Genomic DNA, 16,077 nt, shown 5'->3' on the forward strand with positions numbered 1-16,077 from the left:
TCGCGATATCAACAGGAAAGAGTGGCGGCCATGGGCATTGTCTATCTGATCATCATCGGCGCAGCGGCGGGGTTCCTGGCGACACGGATCATGAACGTCAACATGGGCGTCGCACAGACCATCGCGCTCGGCGTGGTCGGGGCGCTTGTGGGCGGGGTGTTGCTTCGGCTGCTCATCGCCGGGCTGGGGGCCGCGGCGGGATTCGTCGGCGCCCTCGTCGGGACGCTGGCGCTGCTCTGGGCCTACAAGGTCTTCATCGAGCGCCGCTGAGCAAGCTCAGCTTCCGCGCGCCCGGATCCCGGCTTTGCCCCGGGGGCGCAACAGGTCCACCGGGGAATGCTGCTCAAAGGCCCAAGCGGCCGACATGTCCCAACTCGGGCCGGCCGCCTGGAATGGCGATTGTGTCTTCAGTTCTTTCGGTTGTCCGGTGGGGCGCTAGACCTGCTGCGCGATACGCTCGATCTCGTCCTTGAGATGAAGCTTCTGGCGTTTCAGATCGACGAGGTGAAGATCGTCGGCGCCTGGGCTGCGTTGCTCTTCCTCAATCCTGCGGGACAGGATTTCGTGCTTCTTACGGAGTTCGGTGAGGTGTGAACTCAAACTCATGTACGCATCTCCTCTGTTATCATTCGACCCGCAGAATGATTGCAGCACGATTCGATAGCCCCTGTCACGTAGGGAATTGCGTGGCATTCTATTGACGGGGATCATCGCCGAGCGGCAGCGGCGCGACGCCACGCAGGATCGCCTCTGCCTTGGCGGTGTAATCCGCCCCGTCGCTGACGTGACGCGCGCCCTCGTGCAGCGTGAACGGCGCAAGCAGGGTCAGCGGCGCGCGCGCCCCCTTGCGCGCCTGCACCAGTACCCGGCCCGCCGCGCGGCCCGACCGCGATTGAAGGGGCAGAACCCTGATATCGCCCGCCCGCCCGCTTAGCCCGGCCAGCAGGTCGGCCAGCCGCTCGGCCCGGTGAATGACGGTCAGGCTACCGCCCTGGCGCAGGCGGCGCAGGCCCTGATCTAGGAATTCCGCCAGCCGCGCGCCCGCCTCGCGCTGGGCAAGCGCCCGGCCGGGATCCGGGGCGGCGCAGGCGGCGGCCTCGATGAAATAGGGCGGGTTCATGATCACGTGATCGAAGCTCAGCGCACGCAGCGCGGGCGGCGGGGCGGCGACGTCGCCCTCGATCACCTGCAGGTTCAGCGCGTTATGGGCGGCGTTCCGCCGGGCCAGCGCGGCGTAGGGCGCCTGCAACTCAAGCCCCGTCGCGCCAAGCCCCGGCACCCGCGCCAGCAGGCACAGGGCCGCCGCCCCGACGCCACAGCCGAGGTCGAGCACTTGCTCCCCCGCCCGCGCCGGGACCGCCGCGGCCAGGAACACCGGATCGACCCCGGCGCGATACCCCTTTCGCGGCTGGAACAGCGTCAGCCGCCCGCCCAGAAAGGCATCCTGGCTGAGCGCGTCAGCCTGCAAGCTCGATGTCATTGTCACGCAGGATGGCGCGGGCGCGGAAGGCATCCCGGCGCGCGACCATCATCCGTCTGGGGAAGATCCCGATCGACCCTTCCATGATGCTCATATGGACGTCCATCACAAAGCACTCTATATCCTCGCCCCGCAGGAGTGCTGTGGCAAAGGCGATCACCGTCGGGTCCGTGGTGCTGAGGATTTCTTCCATGATCGAACCCTATCCGGGTGCGATCCGGGCGTCGAGGCGGGACAGCGGTAAATGTCGGAACAAGGTGCGTTTGAGCGGCTGCAGGCCCTTCTTCACGAGGATATGGAGGCGGTCAATCACCTGATCGCGACCCGCATGGCGTCGGAACACGCGCCCCGCATTCCCGAGGTGACGGCGCACCTGGTCAACGCCGGGGGCAAACGGCTGCGCCCGCTGCTGACCCTCGCCGCGGCGCGGCTTTGCGGCTACGACGGCCCGCATCACGTGGGGCTGGCCGCGACGGTCGAATTCATCCACACCGCGACGCTGCTGCATGACGACGTGGTGGACGACAGCGACCAGCGGCGCGGGCGGCCGACGGCCAACCTGCTGTGGGACAATCCCTCCTCCGTGCTGGTGGGGGATTACCTTTTCGCCCGCTCGTTCCAGTTGATGGTCGAAACCGGTAGCCTGCGGGTCCTTTCGATCCTGTCCAACGCCGCCGCCGTCATCGCCGAGGGCGAGGTGCTGCAACTCAGCGCGGCGCAGAACCTGGCCACCGGGCGGGATATCTACATGAAGGTGATCCGCGGCAAGACCGCCGCCCTGTTCGCCGCCGCGACCGAAGCCGGGGCAGTGATCGCCGACGCGCCCGAACCCCACGCCGAGGCGTTGCGCGACTACGGCGATGCGCTGGGGATCGCGTTCCAGATCGTGGACGACCTGCTGGATTACGGCGGCGTGACCGCCAGCCTCGGCAAGAACGTGGGCGACGATTTCCGTGAGCGCAAGATGTCCCTGCCCGTCATCCTGGCGGTGGAGCAGGCCGACGCCGAAGAGCGCGCTTTCTGGGTGCGTGTGATCGAGCGGGGCCGGCAAGAGGATGGCGACCTGGAACACGCGCAGGGCCTGATGGCAAAGCATGGCGCGCTGGAGCAGACCCGCGAAATGGCCCTGGAAGAGATCGGGAAGGCCCGCGCCGCCTTGGACGGCCTGCCCGAAAGCGAACTGCGCGCCATCCTTGGCGACCTGGCGGATTTCGTGGTGAGCCGCGTCGTCTGAGATCGGCGTCAGCCCGGCGCTAGGCGCTGTGTCCTAGCGCCCGACAGGGGCCGCCGCCACCCACCACGCGGGATGCGCCGCGCGGACCCGCGCGGCGGCGCTCAGCGCCTTGTCTTCCGCCCCAAACAGGCCAAACACCGTCGCACCTGACCCTGACATTCGCGCAAGGCGGCAACCTTCGCTCGCTTCCAGCGCGACACGGACTTGCGCGATGGCGGGCACCCGCACCTCTGCCGGGGGGGCCAGATCGTTACGGGTGGTCTCAAGGAAAGCGATCAGCGCGTCCACCTCTCCAATATCAGGCAAATCACCCACCGGCGCATTGGACTTCGAGGCCAGACCGGCAAAGACAGCCCCCGTCGGAACCCCGACACCGGGGTTCACCAGCACGCACCACAGCGGCGGCAGGGGCGGCAGCGGGGTCAACACCTCGCCCACGCCCTGCATCCGCACGGGCGTGCCGGACAGGCAGACGGGAACGTCCGCACCAAGGCGAAGAACCTGTTCGGCGGGCGGCAACGGCAGGTCGTGCAGGGCGGAGATCGCACGCAGCGCCGCCGCCGCATCGGCAGAGCCGCCGCCGATGCCGCTGGCCAGCGGCAGGTTCTTTTGCAGGTGCAGCGCCACCGGATGCGCGGGGTAAAGCGCCGCCGCCTTCAGCACCAGGTTGCCGTCATCGCCCGACAGGCCCGCAGAGAAGGGTCCCGACAAGGACAACGACCTGTGCGGCGCGGGCTCCGCGGTGACCAGGTCGCCCAGCTCGGCAAAGGCCACCAGGCTGTCGAGCAAGTGGTAGCCGTCCGGTCGCTGCCCGGTCACATGCAGGCACAGGTTGATCTTCGCACGCGCCAGGAACGGCGCGGGGGCGTCAGTCACTATGGGCGGTCTCCGCCTCGGACGGGTCGGCGGCGGCTTCCTGGTCGAGTACCGCGTCGAGCCCGATGTCCAGCTTCTGGCGAATGCGCTCGGCGTCCTCCTCCTCGGGGTCGAAGCTGAGGGCCCGGCGCCACTGGAACTCCGCCTCGAGCTTGCGCCCGACCATCCAGAGCACGTCGCCGAGGTGGTCGTTGATGATCGGATCGACGGGCTCAAGCTCTACCGCTCGTTCCATCGGCTCCACCGCCTCGTCGTAGCGCCCCAGCTTGTAGAGCACCCAGCCCAGGCTGTCGGTGATGAACCCGTCGTCCGAGCGCTGCTCCACCGCCTTGCGGATCATCTCCTCCGCCTCGGTCAGGTTCTGGCCGAGTTCGACCATCGAATACCCGAGGTAGTTCAGCACGAAGGGCTGGTCGGGGTTCAGTTCCAGCGCCTTGCGGAAGTCGGCCTCGGCCGCGGGCCAGTTGTCGGTCCGCTCGTAGGTGACGCCACGGGCATAGAACAGCCGCCAGTGGCGCTGGTCCGGTTCCTCCACCAGGTCGATGGCGCGGGTATAGGCCTGCGACGCGCCGGCGAAGGCCTCGCTCTCGCGCAGGATGTCGCCATGGGCGATCTGGATCGCGATCTGGTCCGGGTTGGTCCGGGCGAGGTTGGAAAGCACCTCGACCGCCTCATCCTCACGATCGAGGTCAGCCAGCGCCTGCGCGCGCCCCACCTCTGCGGTGGTGTACCACGGCGAGGAAGGGGCGATCCCCTCGAACGCCTCGATCGCCAGCGCGTAGCGACCCTGGAAGGCCAGGGTTTCGCCGATCAGCGTCAGAACCTCGTCGTCACGGGGGTCGATGTGCAGCGCCAGCCGGGCATAGACCAGGCCAAGGCGCTCGGCCTCCTCCTGCTGGATCAGCCCGCGTCCCATCATCGCATAGACCGCCGCCGCGCCCTCTGCCGCCGAGGTCACATGCGTGAACATCAGCTCCTCACCCGCGGTCAGCTTTTCGCGCATCACCTGCAGCTCAGGGTCCGTGTCCGCCACCTGTTCGAGAAGGGCCAGCGCCTCATCCGCACGCTCGGCCTGGGAAAGGCTGACGATATGGGTCAGCACCGCCAGGCGGTTCAGGTGCAGCGGCCCCTGCTCGTCCCCGTCCAGCAGGGTCGCGGCAGAGGCGAAATCCCCCGCGTAGGCCAGCGCGACCGCCTGGTTGAGCCGGCCGTAGAGCGTCATCGCCTCGCCGTCGTTCATCGCGCCGAAAACCTCGGCGCCGCCGGCGAAATCGCCCTTGCCGACAAGGGCCCAGCCTTCGACCAGCCCGCGGAAGATCGGGTTCCAGCCGTAGGCGTCGCTTTGCACGAATTCCAGCGCGCGGTCGTAGTCCTCGGCCTTGAGGGCCTCGGACACCAGGGTCAGGGCCATCATCTGGTTGGACGGATCGATCGGCTCCAGCATCTCGGCCAGGGCCTGTGCGCGGGGCATGCGCCCGGCGATCACGTTGACGATCGCGGCGTTGTTCAGCAGCACCATGTTGTCGGGCCGCACCATGATCGCCTGATCGTAGTAATCCGCCGCCGCCGCGTAATCGTCGCGCATCTCGGCCTGATTCGCGGCAAGGTATGCACCCGCCAGCCCGTCCCCCCCGGCCTGCGCCGACGCGGTCTGCGGCGTAAGTGCCAGTGTCGCTGCGATAACCGCCGCGCAAACGCCCGTTTTCAGGCCGTTGCTCATGTTCCTGCCTCCCCGGGGAAATCCCTCTTCAGGAAACCTAGTGCGGCGCAGGGGGGGATGCAAATTTCCGTGCCGGGGCGGGTCAGGGGCCGGTGCCGATGCGCCGCGCTGCCGGTAGGGTGGGTTTCCGCAACCCACCCCCGCGGCACGGCTCACATGTTCGGGTAGTTCGGCCCGTCCCCGCCCTGCGGCGTGGTCCAGACGATGTTCTGGGTCGGGTCCTTGATGTCGCAAGTCTTGCAGTGCACGCAGTTCTGGAAGTTGATCTGGAAGCGCGGCTCCGCCCCTTCTTCCTGCACCACCTCGTAGACCCCGGCCGGGCAGTAGCGCTGCGCCGGTTCCGCGTATTGGGGCAGGTTGACGGCGATGGGCACGCTGTCGTCCTTCAGTTTCAGGTGCGCGGGTTGGTCTTCCTCGTGGTTCGTGGCCGAAAAACTGACGTTGGTCAGCCGGTCGAAGCTGAGCACGCCATCGGGCTTGGGGTAGTCGATAGGCCTGTAATCGGCCGCCTTGCCGGTGGCGGCGGCGTCGGTCTTGCCGTGCTTTTGCGTCCCCCAGGGGTTCCACCCGGTGACCGAGCTGACCCACATGTCGATCCCGCCGTAGACCAGGCTCCGGATCAGCCCCTTGTTGGACCAGATCGGCTTCACGTTGCGCACCGGCTTCAGGTCCTTGGCGACCGGCCCGGATTTCAGCGCGGCTTCGTAGTGAACCAGCTCGTCATTGGCGCGGCCAGCCTTGATCGCGGCGTAGGCAGCCTCGGCGGCAGCCATGCCCGAATGCATCGCGTTATGGTTGCCCTTGATCCGCGGCACGTTGACCAGCCCTGCCGAGCAGCCGAGCAGCGCGCCGCCCGGGAAGGCGACCCGCGGGATCGACTGCCAGCCGCCCTCGGTGATGGCGCGCGCGCCGTAGGCGACGCGCTTGCCGCCCTTCAGGATCTTGGCGATTTCCGGGTGATGCTTGAAGCGCTGGAATTCCATGTAGGGATAGAGGTGCGGGTTCTTGTAGTTCAGGTGCACCACGAAACCGATGAACACCTGGTTGTTTTCCGCGTGGTAGAGGAACGACCCGCCGCCCGCGTTCTTGCCCAGCGGCCAGCCCATGGTGTGCACGACACGCCCTTCACGGTGCTGGTCGGCGGGGATTTCCCAGATTTCCTTCATCCCGAGCCCGTATTTCTGCGGCTCGCTTTCGGCATCCAGCTTGAACGTCTCGATCGCCTTTTTGGATAGGCTGCCGCGCACCCCTTCGGCGAGGAAGACGTATTTTCCGTTCAGCACCATGCCCGGCTCATACGCGTCGCCCTTCGTGCCGTCCTTGGAGATCCCGAACTCACCGGCGACCACGCCCTTCAGCGCGCCGTCATCGCCGTAGACCAGCTCGGAACAGGCCATGCCGGGGAAGATCTCGACACCCAGCGCCTCGGCCTGTTCGGCCATCCAGCGGCAGACGTTGCCCATGGAGACGATGTAGTTGCCGTGGTTCTTCATCAGCGGGGGCATCGGGAAGTTGGGAATGCCGATCGCCCCTTCCGGGCCGAGCATCAGGAACTTGTCCTCGGTCACCGGCACGTTCAGCGGCGCGCCCTTTTCTTTCCAGTCGGGGATCAGCGCATTCAGCCCGGAGGGGTCCAGCACCGCGCCCGACAGGATATGCGCGCCGACTTCCGACCCTTTTTCCAGCACGACAACGTCGAGATCGGGATCGAGTTGCTTCAGGCGGATCGCCGCGGACAGACCCGCCGGTCCCGCCCCAACGATTACCACATCATAATCCATCGACTCGCGCGCGATCTCGGTCATATTGTTATCCTCCGGCTTCAGACCGGGAACAGGTAGCCGTGGCAGCGCTTAGGGTCAATCCGCACTCGGACTACGCGCGTGGCCGAAAAGGGGGAACCCGCCGGCATTTCGCCGCCCCCCGTCGTGAGCCTTGAACTCCACAGCAGGGCTGCCTATCGTTTCAGGCAGAGAAAGAGCCGTCCGCTTGCCGGGCGGCTCTTTGGCAACAACCAACACCTCCAGGGACCCCCAATGGAAAAAGTTCCTCTGACCAAGCAAGGCTTCTCCAAGCTGGACGCCGAACTGAAGCACCTGAAATCCGACGCGCGCCCCAAGGTGATCCGTGCCATCGCCGAGGCGCGCGAGCATGGCGATCTGTCCGAGAACGCGGAGTACCACGCTGCGCGCGAGCAGCAGAGCCATATCGAGGGGCGGATCTCCGAGCTTGAGGGCATCCTCGGGCGCGCGGACGTGATCGACACCACCAAGATGTCCGGCTCGGTCAAGTTCGGCGCCACGGTCAAGCTGATCGACGAGGACACCGAAGAGGAAAAGTCCTACCAGATCGTGGGCGAGGCCGAGGCCGACATCGAGAACGGCAAGCTGAACATCAAGTCGCCCCTGGCCCGTGCACTGATCGGCAAGGAAGAGGGCGACAGCGTCGAAGTCCGTACCCCCGGCGGGATCAAGGACTACGAGATCCTCGAAATTCGCTTCGTCTGACGACATGGCCGGTCCGAGCTTTCCTCAGGCGGCGGGGATGCGGCGTATCGGTACGCTCGCCAGTGCGGTCTGGGCAGGTCTGGTGGTCGCCTACGGGCTTGGCTACGTCACCACCCTGAAACCCGGCGGCGTCGCGCTGGTGCTGGCGCTGCTCGGCTTCGCCGCGGCGGCTGCGGTGCCGGTGCTGCTGCTGCGCGCGATCCTGCACCTGTCCGAGGACCTGGCCGCGCGCGACGCGGGCATCGAGGCGTTGCACCGCAAGGTGAAGTCCCTGGAAACCCGGCTGGAGTCGCAGGACAAGCGTCTGCGCAAGGCCGAGGCGACGCTGCGCGACCTGCCCCGGCAGGCAGCCCCCGTCATGCACGCGCCCGCGCCCCCGCGCCCGCCCGAGGCGGAAACCACCGCCCCCCCGACGTCGGAGGAAGCCGCGCAAACGCAGCCCGACCTGCCGCTGGAGGGCGGGGCGAACGCGGACGGCGACCTGTCGCTGAACGACACGATCCGCGCGCTCAACTTCCCCCAGAACGCCGAGGACAACGCCGGTTTCGCCGTGCTGCGCCGCGCGCTGGCCAGTCATGACCTGGCCCGGCTCCTTCAGGCGTCCGAGGATTGCCTGAACCTGCTCGCCCACCAGGGCATCTACATGGATGACCTGATCCCCGCCCCCGCCACGGCCGAGGATTGGCGTCAGTTCGCCAAGGGCGGCACCGCGCGCGCCGCACTGATGCCGCTGAACGGGATCACCGACGGCGAGACGCTGGCGACCGTCCGCGCCCAGATGCGCGGCGATCCGATCTTTCGCGACACCGCGCTCTATTTCCAGCGGCGTTTCGACCAGCTGTTGCAGTCCATCGCGCCGGAGGCCAGCGACGATGCGCTGCTGTCGCTGGTGGACACCCGCTCGGGCCGGGCCTTCGTGCTGCTGGTCCAGGTCTCGGGGATGAGCGACGCGCTCAGGGGTTAGACCGCCAGCTCCTGCCCCTGCCAGCGGCGACCCAGCTGCCAGGCGAAGACCGCGCCAGAAGCGCTCATCAACACCGCGATGATATAGGTCCCGCCGCCCAGCAATGGATAGACCAGCGCCGACAGCGCCATGGCGACAGCCGTCAGAACGCCCCCCGTCAGCCCCATGAACGCCCCCTGGGCCGAGGCACCGTAGCGTTCCGGCACGGCGGCGGCGATGAAGGCGATCGCGCCGACATGGCCAAGAACGAAGGTAAGACTGTGCATCCCCTGCATCACCCAGAGCCAGCCGATGGGCGGATCGAGCATCATGACGCCCCAGCGCACCACGCCGGCCACGCCCGACAGCGCCAGCGCCCGTGTCGGCCCGATACGCCCCATCAGGCGCGGCCCGAGGGCCAGCAGCACCACGATCTCCACCGCGACGCTGAACGCCCAGAGCGCGCCGATCAGATCCCCGCTCAGGCCGAGGCTGCGCCAATGGACGGAGGCATAGGCATAGAACACCGCGTGGCTGGACAGGCACATCCCCGCCGCGAGTGAGAACAGCGCGAAGGTGCGGTCCGTCAGCAGCGCGCCGATTTCGCGATAGCTCGGCGGGCTGCCGGTCAGCCCGGTGCCGCCGCCGGGGTGTTTCCAGCCCAGCGCCGCCGTGGCGAGCAGCGCCACCACCAGCCACCACAGGATCGCCATCGCGCCGATCCGCGCCGTCAGCGCCCCGACCGCCAGCGACGCGATCAGGAACGCGACAGAGCCGACGGCCCGCGCGCTGGCATAGGGGAACCCGTAGGCGCGCGACGCGCCGGTGCCCAGCGCCTCGCCTAGCGGCAGGATTCCCGACAAAAGCGCGCCCGTCGCCACGGTGCCCGCCAGCAGGACCCCTTTCGAGCCGAAGCCGACATGCGCCGCGAAAAGCGCAGCGGCGCTGAGGCTTAGAATAAGCATCGTCAGCCGCCGTTTCCCCAGTCGATCCGCCAGCACCGGAAAGCCAAGGCCCGCCACCACGCGGGTGGCGACGCCAAGGGCGGTGAACAGGCCAACCTCTCCCGGGCTCAGGCCCCAGTCCTGAAGCCAGACGGGCCAGAACGGCAGGTGCGCACCGAGGGCGGCAAACATCGCGGCATAGAAAATCGCGGTATGGACGGCAGCGCCGCGCCGCGTCGGGCTCACAGCCCGAATCCGGCGAAGGGCAGGTAGCGCACCGGCGTGCCCGGTGCGACATCCAGCGCCGCGTCGGGCAGTTCGACCAGCCCTTCGGCCCAGCTGAGTCCCGAGATTCGCCCGGATCCTTCCGAGGCGAACACCTCGGCGCGCCCCTCCGCGTCGAGCCGGGCGCGCAGGTACTCGCGCCGCCCCGGTTTCTTGGACTTGGCGAAGGCGGCGGGCACCGTCACCGCCAGCGGGTCGATCCAGCCGCCCCCGGCCAGCACCGACAACGCGGGCCGCGCGAAGATCAGCGCGCAGACGAAGGCCGCGACCGGGTTGCCCGGCAGGCCGAAGATCGGCGTGCCGCCCCAGTTCGCCAGCGCCAGCGGACGGCCCGGTTTGACGGCGATGCGCCAGGTGTTCAGCACGCCTTCCCGCTTCAGAACGGCCGAGACGTGATCCTCGTCCCCCGCCGACGCGCCGCCGGTGGTCAGGATCGCGTCCGCCTCGGCCACCCCGCGCGAAAGGCGCTGGCGCACGTCGTGGCCCGTGTCCGCCGCGCGGCCAAGGTCGATCACCTCCGCCCCCCAGAGGGTCAGCAGGCTGTGCAGCATCGGGCGGTTGGCATCAAACATCTGGTGCGCGGCGGGGACTTGCCCGGCCTCCACCAGTTCGTCGCCGGTGGACAGGACCGCGACGCGCAGGGGGCGGAAGACCTGCACCTCGCTGATGCCGAGCGCGGCGCCAAGGGCAATATCCTGCGGGCGCAGCCGTTGGCCCGCGGACAGCGCCACGGCACCGGCGGCAACATCCTCGCCCGCCTTGCGCGTGTTCGCGCCGCGCTTCAGGCCGGGGTGAAAGACGATATGGCCATCGTCGAGAGTCACATCCTCCTGCAACAGGATGCTGTCCACCCCGTCGGGCAGCATCGCGCCGGTCAGGATGCGCAGCGCCATGCCCGGCGGCACGCTGCCCGGAAACGGGCCGCCAGCGGCCGCGCGGCCCGTCGCCAGCGGCAGGCGGCAGGGGCCGTCGCCGGTTGGCAGGCTGGCATGGGCGAAGCCATAGCCATCGACGGCGGCGTTCGCGTAAGGGGGATTGGCCCGCGCGGCCAGCGCCGGAGCGGCAAGCACCCGCCCGAGCGCGTCGCCAAGCGCGCGTTGCTCCACCCCTGCCACGGGGACCAGACCGTTGCGCAAATGGGCGAGCGCCTCGTCCACGGGGGTCCAGTGCACGCCGGGGGGCAGCGCGAAACAGTCGTTCTTCAGGGGCGGTGGCGTGCTCATTGCGTCACCTCTTCGGCGTGGTCCAGCATGAACGCGGCGATCCCGGCGATATCGTCCGCCCCGAAATGCGCCAGCCCGTCCACGGGCTGACCGGCGGTGGCGATGATGCTGTCATACGTCGTCGCGAGGGGCGGCTTCAGGCCCGGCTCAGCGGGGCGCCAGACCTCGATCTTGGGGTGCGGGCTTTTCTTGTACCCCTCGATCAGCACCAGGTCGACCGGAGACAGCCGCGCGAGCAGTTCGGGCACCTCGGGCTCGGTTCCCTCACGCTCCTGCAGGATCGCCACGCGGGCCCCGGAGGCGAGGATCACCTCGCCCGCGCCCGCCGCGCGGTGGCGGTGGGTGTCCGTGCCCGGCACCTCGAGGTCCACGGCGTGATGGGTGTGCTTGATGGTGGACACGGAAAGGCCCTGCGCGCGGAAATGTGCCACCAGGCGCTCGACCAGCGTCGTCTTGCCCATGTTCTTGTGCCCGGTGACGCCGAAGACCTTCATCGCGCCGACGCCTGTAGCCGCGCCTCTGCCTCGGCCAGGTCCTCGGGGGTGTTGATGTTGAAGAAGGGGTCGTTGCCGTCAGCCGCCGGGAACATCGCGGTGGCCGCGCCGTAGCGGTCCGTCCAGGCCACCACGCGGCGCAGCCCCTCGCCGAGGGCGTCGCGCAGCTCGTCCCTCAGGTCCACGGACCACAGGCCGAAGGTGGGGTGCCGGTTCACGCCGCGCTCAGGGTCCGGCGTGGCGGCCAGCGCGACCGGCAGGGTGCCGCGCGCCTTGCGCAGAACGGCGACCAGGTCGTGCGGAAAGAAGGGCGTGTCCGCCGCGACGGTGACGATGTCATGGGCCCCGCGCGAGGCGGCGGCGTCCATGCCCGCCAGCACCCCGGCCAGCGGCCCGGGATAATCCTCCAGACTGTCGGAGACGACGTCGTACCCGAAATCGGCGAACCGCGCCGGATCACCGTTGGCGTTGATGACGATGTCCCCGACCTGGCCGGAAAGCCGCTCAAGCACGCGGGTCAGGATCGGCTGCCCGCCGAGTTGCAGCAGGCACTTGTCCCCGCCGCCCATGCGCCGCGCCTGTCCGCCGGCCAGAACCACGCCCAGGGTCATACCTCTTCTCCTTTGGACGCCCCCGCCCCCTTCCTGCGATGCTTGGGTTTTTCATCCGGCACCGCGCCGGGATCCGCATCGCGCAGCAGCCGCCCCGCGCCCGAGAGGCACAGGAAGCGCTGCCCGCGCATCCGCCCAATCAGGGTCAGGCCGATCCTTTGCGCGATCTCCACCCCCCATGCCGTGAAGCCGGAGCGTGAGGCGAGCACCGGGATCCCCATCAGCGCCGTCTTTATCACCATCTCCGAGGTCAGCCGCCCGGTGGTGTAGAGCAACTTGTCCGCCCCGCTTTCCCCCTCAAGGCGCATCCAGCCGGCGATCTTGTCCACCGCGTTATGGCGGCCCACGTCCTCCATGTAGACGAGGGGCTGGTCGCCCTTGCACAGCACCGTACCGTGGATCGCGCCGGCGGTCAGATAGAGGCTGGGCGCGGTGTTGATCTTCTGCGCCAGCGCGTAAAGGTTCGAGGTGCGCACTTGTGTGTCAGGTAGGGTGACACCCTCCAGCCCCTCCATCATGTCGCCGAAGACGGTGCCGACAGCGCAACCCGAGGTGCGGGTCTTCTTCTTCAGCTTTTCCTCGTAATCGGTCTGCCGCTCGGTCCGCACGACGACGACCTCAAGCTCCTCGTCGTACTCGACGGCGGTGATCACGTCATCGGGCAGCAGCATGCCCTGGTTCGCCAGGTAGCCGACGGCCAGGTACTCGGGGTAATCCCCGATGGTCATCGCGGTGACGATTTCCTGCGCATTCAGGTACAGCGTGAGGGGGCGTTCCTCCACCACGCGGATTTCCAGGGCTTCGCCATGCTGGTCCACCGCGCTGACCGGGCGGGTCAGCCGGGGGTTGTCGGGGTCTGGAAGGATCGGCGGGCGGGGCATGATGCCTCCTTCATTGGGCGCTGCGACAGAAGCATTCCAACCGGGAATATGCAATATGGCGATATTCGGTTTTACACCCGATTGGAGCGCGCGTAGAGGTGTCGCCATGACAACAGATACCCGTTCCCAGATCCTTCGCGGCGCCATAGATGCCAGCCCCTTCCTGCTGATCATGGTCCCGTTTTCGATGCTGTTCGGCGTGGTCGCGACAGAGGCCGGGTTCTCCATCGCGCAGACCCTGTCGATGAGCGTCGTGGTCATCGCCGGGGCCGCGCAGTTCACCGCGATCCAGCTGATGGTGGACGACGCGCCGACCATCATCGTGCTGCTGACCGCGCTGGCAGTGAACCTGCGCATGGCGATGTATTCCGCCGCGCTTGTCCCCCACGTGGGCACCGCGCCGCGCTGGCAGCGGGCTTTCGCGGCCTATTTCCTGGTCGACCAGGTCTATGGCATGGTCGCCGCCCGATACGAGGCGCACCCCGAGCATACCATCACCCAGAAGATGGCCTACTACTTCGGCGTGGCGATCTTCATCTGCCCCTGGTGGTACCTGTTCACTTACATCGGCGCGGTGGCAGGCGGCGCGATTCCGCCCGACTACGGGCTGGATTTCGCGGTGGCGATCGCCTTCATCGCGATGATCGCGCCGCAGCTGAAAAGCCTGGCGCATGTCGCGGCCGCCTTCGTCTCGGTGGTGCTGGCGCTGGGGCTGGCGTGGGTGCCGCTGAACCTGGGCCTGATCATCGCGGCGTTCGCGGCAATGCTGACCGGGGCGCTGGTCGAAACCTGGCGGGTGGGACGGACATGATTTCCGACGTCACGATCTGGATCGTCATCATCTGCCTTGGCATCGGGACGTACCTTATCCGGTACTCCTTCCTTGGCCTGATCCGCGCCGAGCGGATGTCGCCCTTCGTGCAGCAGGTGCTGCGCTTCACGCCGGTGGCCGTTTTGCCGGGGCTGGTCGCGCCGATGGTCGCCTGGCCGCCCGCCACGGGGGGTAATCCGGACCCCGTGCGCCTGGCAGCCGCGGCGGTGGCGCTGGCAGTCGGGATCTGGACACGGTCCTTCATGTGGGCCGGCGTGTCGGGGATGGCCGTGCTGATCGCACTGCTTCAGATCGGCGCCGGTGGCTGAAGCGGGCTCACCCCACGGGCAGGGCCGTCGTCTCCACCACCGTCTTGAGGGTGAAGTTCGAGTGCATCTGCGCCACATGCGGCAGCCGAGACAGGTGGCGGCGGTGGATCTGCGCGAAATCCTCGGTGTCGCGGGCCACGATCTTCAGCAGGTAGTCTGCCCCGCCCGCTGTCAGGTGGCATTCCAGCACATCTGGGATCCGCGCCACGGCGGTTTCGAACGCATCGAGCACCTGGTCCGACTGTGACGAGAGGCGGATTTCCACGAACACCGTCGTTCCGCGGTTCATCTTGCGCGGGTCGAGCCGGGCGACGTAATCGCGGATCACGCCCTCGGCTTCGAGCCGGGCCATCCGGCGGTGGCAGGCCGAAGGGGACAGATGCACGACCTCGGCCAGGTCCGCATTCGAGATACGCCCCTGCCGCTGCAACACGCGCAGAATGGCCGCATCTGTCGCATCATAGGTCATCGGTCGAATTTTCCACGCTCTCCTTCTGAATCCGGTGAATGATCATCGCAAGAAACTGAATTCAGCAGGGATGATTTGCAAGGAAATTTCGCCGAAATCGCGCGACGACTTGGAAAACAGATTAATTCAAAAGGGGAGAACATGAATATGCTCATCGGTTGCCCGAAGGAAATCAAGAACCAGGAGTACCGCGTCGGCGTGACCCCCGGTGCGGCCCATGAGGCTGTTGCCGCGGGGCACACGGTTATCGTCGAAACCGGCGCGGGCGTCGGTTCCGGGTTTCCGGATGAGGACTACATCGCCGCCGGGGCCAGTATCGTGGCCAGCGCCGAGGAAGTCTTTGCCCGCGCCGAACTGGTGGTGAAGGTGAAGGAGCCCCAGCCCACCGAGCGCAAGCAGTTGAGCGAGGGGCAGATCCTGTTCACCTACCTTCATCTGGCCCCGGATGCCGCGCAGACGCGCGACCTGCTGGACAGTGGCGTGACCGCCGTGGCCTATGAGACCGTGACCGACCGCGCGGGCGGGCTGCCCCTGCTCGCCCCGATGTCCGAGGTCGCGGGCCGGCTGGCCCCCCAGGTCGGCGCCTGGACGCTGCAAAAGGCCAACGGCGGGCGGGGCGTGCTGCTGGGCGGCGTGCCCGGCGTGGGCCCGGCGCGGGTGGCGGTCATCGGCGGTGGCGTCGTCGGCACCCACGCCGCCCGGGTTGCCGCCGGCATGGGGGCCGAGGTGACGGTGCTGGACCGCTCTCTGACGCGGCTGCGCTACCTGGAGGATGTTTTCGGCAACACCATCCGCACCCGCTATGCCTCGGCGGCTAACACGCGCGAGCTGGTTATCGAATCCGACATGGTGATCGGCGCGGTCCTGATCCCCGGCGCCGCCGCGCCGAAGCTGGTGTCCCGCGCGGACCTTGCGCTGATGAAGCCGGGCGCGGCTTTGGTCGATGTGGCCATCGACCAGGGCGGCTGCTTTGAGACCTCGCGCCCGACGACCCATGACGACCCGATCTACGAGGTGGACGGGATCATGCATTACTGCGTGGCGAACATGCCCGGCGCGGTGGCGCGGACCTCGACCATTGCGCTTGGCAACGCGACGATGCCGTTCATGATGGCGCTGGCCGGCAAGGGGTGGAAACAGGCGCTGCGCGACGATCCGCACCTGAAGGCGGGCCTGAACACCCATGCCGGAAAGCTGACCTGCGCCCCCGTGGGCGAGGCGCTGGGGATCGACGTCACCGACCCGGACAGCTTGCTGGGATGAGCATGGC

Annotated in this window: 19 protein-coding genes; 7 read left to right on the forward strand and 12 right to left on the reverse strand. The window is 67.9% G+C overall.

Going from position 1 to position 16,077, the window contains the following annotated elements; all coding sequences use genetic code 11:
- The first annotated feature begins 30 nt into the window (after positions 1-30).
- On the forward strand, positions 31-270 hold the full coding sequence (locus DJ029_RS01250) for a GlsB/YeaQ/YmgE family stress response membrane protein (RefSeq protein ID WP_112320509.1): 240 nt from the start codon (positions 31-33) through the stop codon (positions 268-270).
- 165 nt (positions 271-435) lie between these two features.
- Here the strand turns inward: DJ029_RS01250 and DJ029_RS22445 are convergent, their stop codons facing one another.
- From DJ029_RS22445 to DJ029_RS01265, 3 genes are read right to left on the reverse strand one after another with little or no spacing between them, the layout of a single operon-like run.
- Complete coding sequence (locus DJ029_RS22445; RefSeq protein ID WP_308860755.1) at positions 436-711, reverse strand: YdcH family protein; 276 nt, start codon at positions 709-711, stop codon at positions 436-438.
- Positions 695-1,480: a tRNA1(Val) (adenine(37)-N6)-methyltransferase gene (locus DJ029_RS01260; RefSeq protein ID WP_112320511.1), complete on the reverse strand. Its 786-nt coding sequence runs from the start codon at positions 1,478-1,480 to the stop codon at positions 695-697. The genes DJ029_RS22445 and DJ029_RS01260 overlap by 17 nt, the downstream gene beginning before the upstream one ends.
- Positions 1,458-1,673: a putative signal transducing protein gene (locus tag DJ029_RS01265; protein WP_112320512.1), complete on the reverse strand. Its 216-nt coding sequence runs from the start codon at positions 1,671-1,673 to the stop codon at positions 1,458-1,460. Before DJ029_RS01265 ends, DJ029_RS01260 begins: the two co-directional genes overlap by 23 nt.
- A 51-nt stretch (positions 1,674-1,724) precedes the next feature.
- On the opposite strand from DJ029_RS01265, the gene DJ029_RS01270 reads away from it, so the two are divergent.
- Positions 1,725-2,714: a polyprenyl synthetase family protein gene (locus DJ029_RS01270; RefSeq protein ID WP_112320513.1), complete on the forward strand. Its 990-nt coding sequence runs from the start codon at positions 1,725-1,727 to the stop codon at positions 2,712-2,714.
- A gap of 33 nt (positions 2,715-2,747) precedes the next feature.
- Here DJ029_RS01270 and DJ029_RS01275 read toward each other — a convergent pair whose 3' ends face one another.
- The 3 genes from DJ029_RS01275 to DJ029_RS01285 form a co-directional block, all read right to left on the reverse strand.
- Positions 2,748-3,590 carry a 4-(cytidine 5'-diphospho)-2-C-methyl-D-erythritol kinase gene (locus tag DJ029_RS01275; protein ID WP_232822929.1) on the reverse strand — a complete coding sequence of 281 codons (843 nt, stop codon included), beginning with the start codon at positions 3,588-3,590 and terminating at the stop codon, positions 2,748-2,750.
- A complete protein-coding gene (locus tag DJ029_RS01280; protein ID WP_112320514.1) occupies positions 3,583-5,310 on the reverse strand; it encodes a tetratricopeptide repeat protein in 1,728 nt (575 codons plus the stop codon). Before DJ029_RS01280 ends, DJ029_RS01275 begins: the two co-directional genes overlap by 8 nt.
- 152 nt (positions 5,311-5,462) lie before the next feature.
- Positions 5,463-7,115 (reverse strand): electron transfer flavoprotein-ubiquinone oxidoreductase, encoded by a 1,653-nt coding sequence (locus tag DJ029_RS01285; RefSeq protein WP_112320515.1) that lies wholly within the window; start codon positions 7,113-7,115, stop codon positions 5,463-5,465.
- A gap of 231 nt (positions 7,116-7,346) precedes the next feature.
- On the opposite strand from DJ029_RS01285, the gene greA reads away from it, so the two are divergent.
- Together greA and DJ029_RS01295 are read left to right on the forward strand one after the other, a co-directional pair.
- Positions 7,347-7,817 (forward strand): transcription elongation factor GreA, encoded by a 471-nt coding sequence (gene greA, locus DJ029_RS01290; protein ID WP_112320516.1) that lies wholly within the window; start codon positions 7,347-7,349, stop codon positions 7,815-7,817.
- 37 nt (positions 7,818-7,854) lie between these two features.
- The gene (locus tag DJ029_RS01295; protein ID WP_112320517.1) at positions 7,855-8,781 is read left to right on the forward strand and encodes a tropomyosin; all 927 of its coding nucleotides are present in this window, start codon (positions 7,855-7,857) and stop codon (positions 8,779-8,781) included.
- Here DJ029_RS01295 and DJ029_RS01300 read toward each other — a convergent pair.
- The 5 genes from DJ029_RS01300 to DJ029_RS01320 are packed head-to-tail and all read right to left on the reverse strand — an operon-like array spanning position 8,778 to position 13,198.
- On the reverse strand, positions 8,778-9,950 hold the full coding sequence (locus DJ029_RS01300; protein ID WP_112320518.1) for an MFS transporter: 1,173 nt from the start codon (positions 9,948-9,950) through the stop codon (positions 8,778-8,780). The genes DJ029_RS01295 and DJ029_RS01300 overlap by 4 nt on opposite strands.
- Positions 9,947-11,212 carry a molybdopterin-binding protein gene (locus tag DJ029_RS01305; protein ID WP_112320519.1) on the reverse strand — a complete coding sequence of 422 codons (1,266 nt, stop codon included), beginning with the start codon at positions 11,210-11,212 and terminating at the stop codon, positions 9,947-9,949. The genes DJ029_RS01300 and DJ029_RS01305 overlap by 4 nt, the downstream gene beginning before the upstream one ends.
- Positions 11,209-11,706 carry a molybdopterin-guanine dinucleotide biosynthesis protein B gene (gene mobB / locus DJ029_RS01310; RefSeq protein ID WP_112320520.1) on the reverse strand — a complete coding sequence of 166 codons (498 nt, stop codon included), beginning with the start codon at positions 11,704-11,706 and terminating at the stop codon, positions 11,209-11,211. The genes DJ029_RS01305 and mobB overlap by 4 nt, the downstream gene beginning before the upstream one ends.
- Positions 11,703-12,317, reverse strand: a complete 615-nt coding sequence (gene mobA / locus DJ029_RS01315) for a molybdenum cofactor guanylyltransferase MobA (RefSeq protein ID WP_112320521.1) — start codon at positions 12,315-12,317, stop codon at positions 11,703-11,705. Before mobA ends, mobB begins: the two co-directional genes overlap by 4 nt.
- On the reverse strand, positions 12,314-13,198 hold the full coding sequence (locus tag DJ029_RS01320; protein WP_112320522.1) for a formate dehydrogenase accessory sulfurtransferase FdhD: 885 nt from the start codon (positions 13,196-13,198) through the stop codon (positions 12,314-12,316). Before DJ029_RS01320 ends, mobA begins: the two co-directional genes overlap by 4 nt.
- Before the next feature lie 106 nt (positions 13,199-13,304).
- Between DJ029_RS01320 and DJ029_RS01325 the strand changes: the two genes are divergently transcribed.
- Both DJ029_RS01325 and DJ029_RS01330 read left to right on the forward strand, forming a co-directional pair.
- Positions 13,305-14,009 carry an AzlC family ABC transporter permease gene (locus DJ029_RS01325; protein WP_112320523.1) on the forward strand — a complete coding sequence of 235 codons (705 nt, stop codon included), beginning with the start codon at positions 13,305-13,307 and terminating at the stop codon, positions 14,007-14,009.
- Positions 14,006-14,338 (forward strand): AzlD domain-containing protein, encoded by a 333-nt coding sequence (locus DJ029_RS01330; RefSeq protein ID WP_112320524.1) that lies wholly within the window; start codon positions 14,006-14,008, stop codon positions 14,336-14,338. The genes DJ029_RS01325 and DJ029_RS01330 overlap by 4 nt, the downstream gene beginning before the upstream one ends.
- A gap of 7 nt (positions 14,339-14,345) precedes the next feature.
- Here the strand turns inward: DJ029_RS01330 and DJ029_RS01335 are convergent, their stop codons facing one another.
- Complete coding sequence (locus tag DJ029_RS01335) at positions 14,346-14,807, reverse strand: Lrp/AsnC family transcriptional regulator (protein WP_112320525.1); 462 nt, start codon at positions 14,805-14,807, stop codon at positions 14,346-14,348.
- A gap of 147 nt (positions 14,808-14,954) precedes the next feature.
- Here DJ029_RS01335 and ald point away from each other — a divergent pair, with 147 nt between their 5' ends.
- Positions 14,955-16,070 carry an alanine dehydrogenase gene (gene ald / locus DJ029_RS01340; RefSeq protein WP_112321297.1) on the forward strand — a complete coding sequence of 372 codons (1,116 nt, stop codon included), beginning with the start codon at positions 14,955-14,957 and terminating at the stop codon, positions 16,068-16,070.
- Positions 16,071-16,077: the final 7 nt, after the last annotated feature.

Origin of the sequence: Oceanibium sediminis (assembly GCF_003265325.1) — a bacterium.
Classification (GTDB): domain Bacteria; phylum Pseudomonadota; class Alphaproteobacteria; order Rhodobacterales; family Rhodobacteraceae; genus Halovulum; species Halovulum sediminis.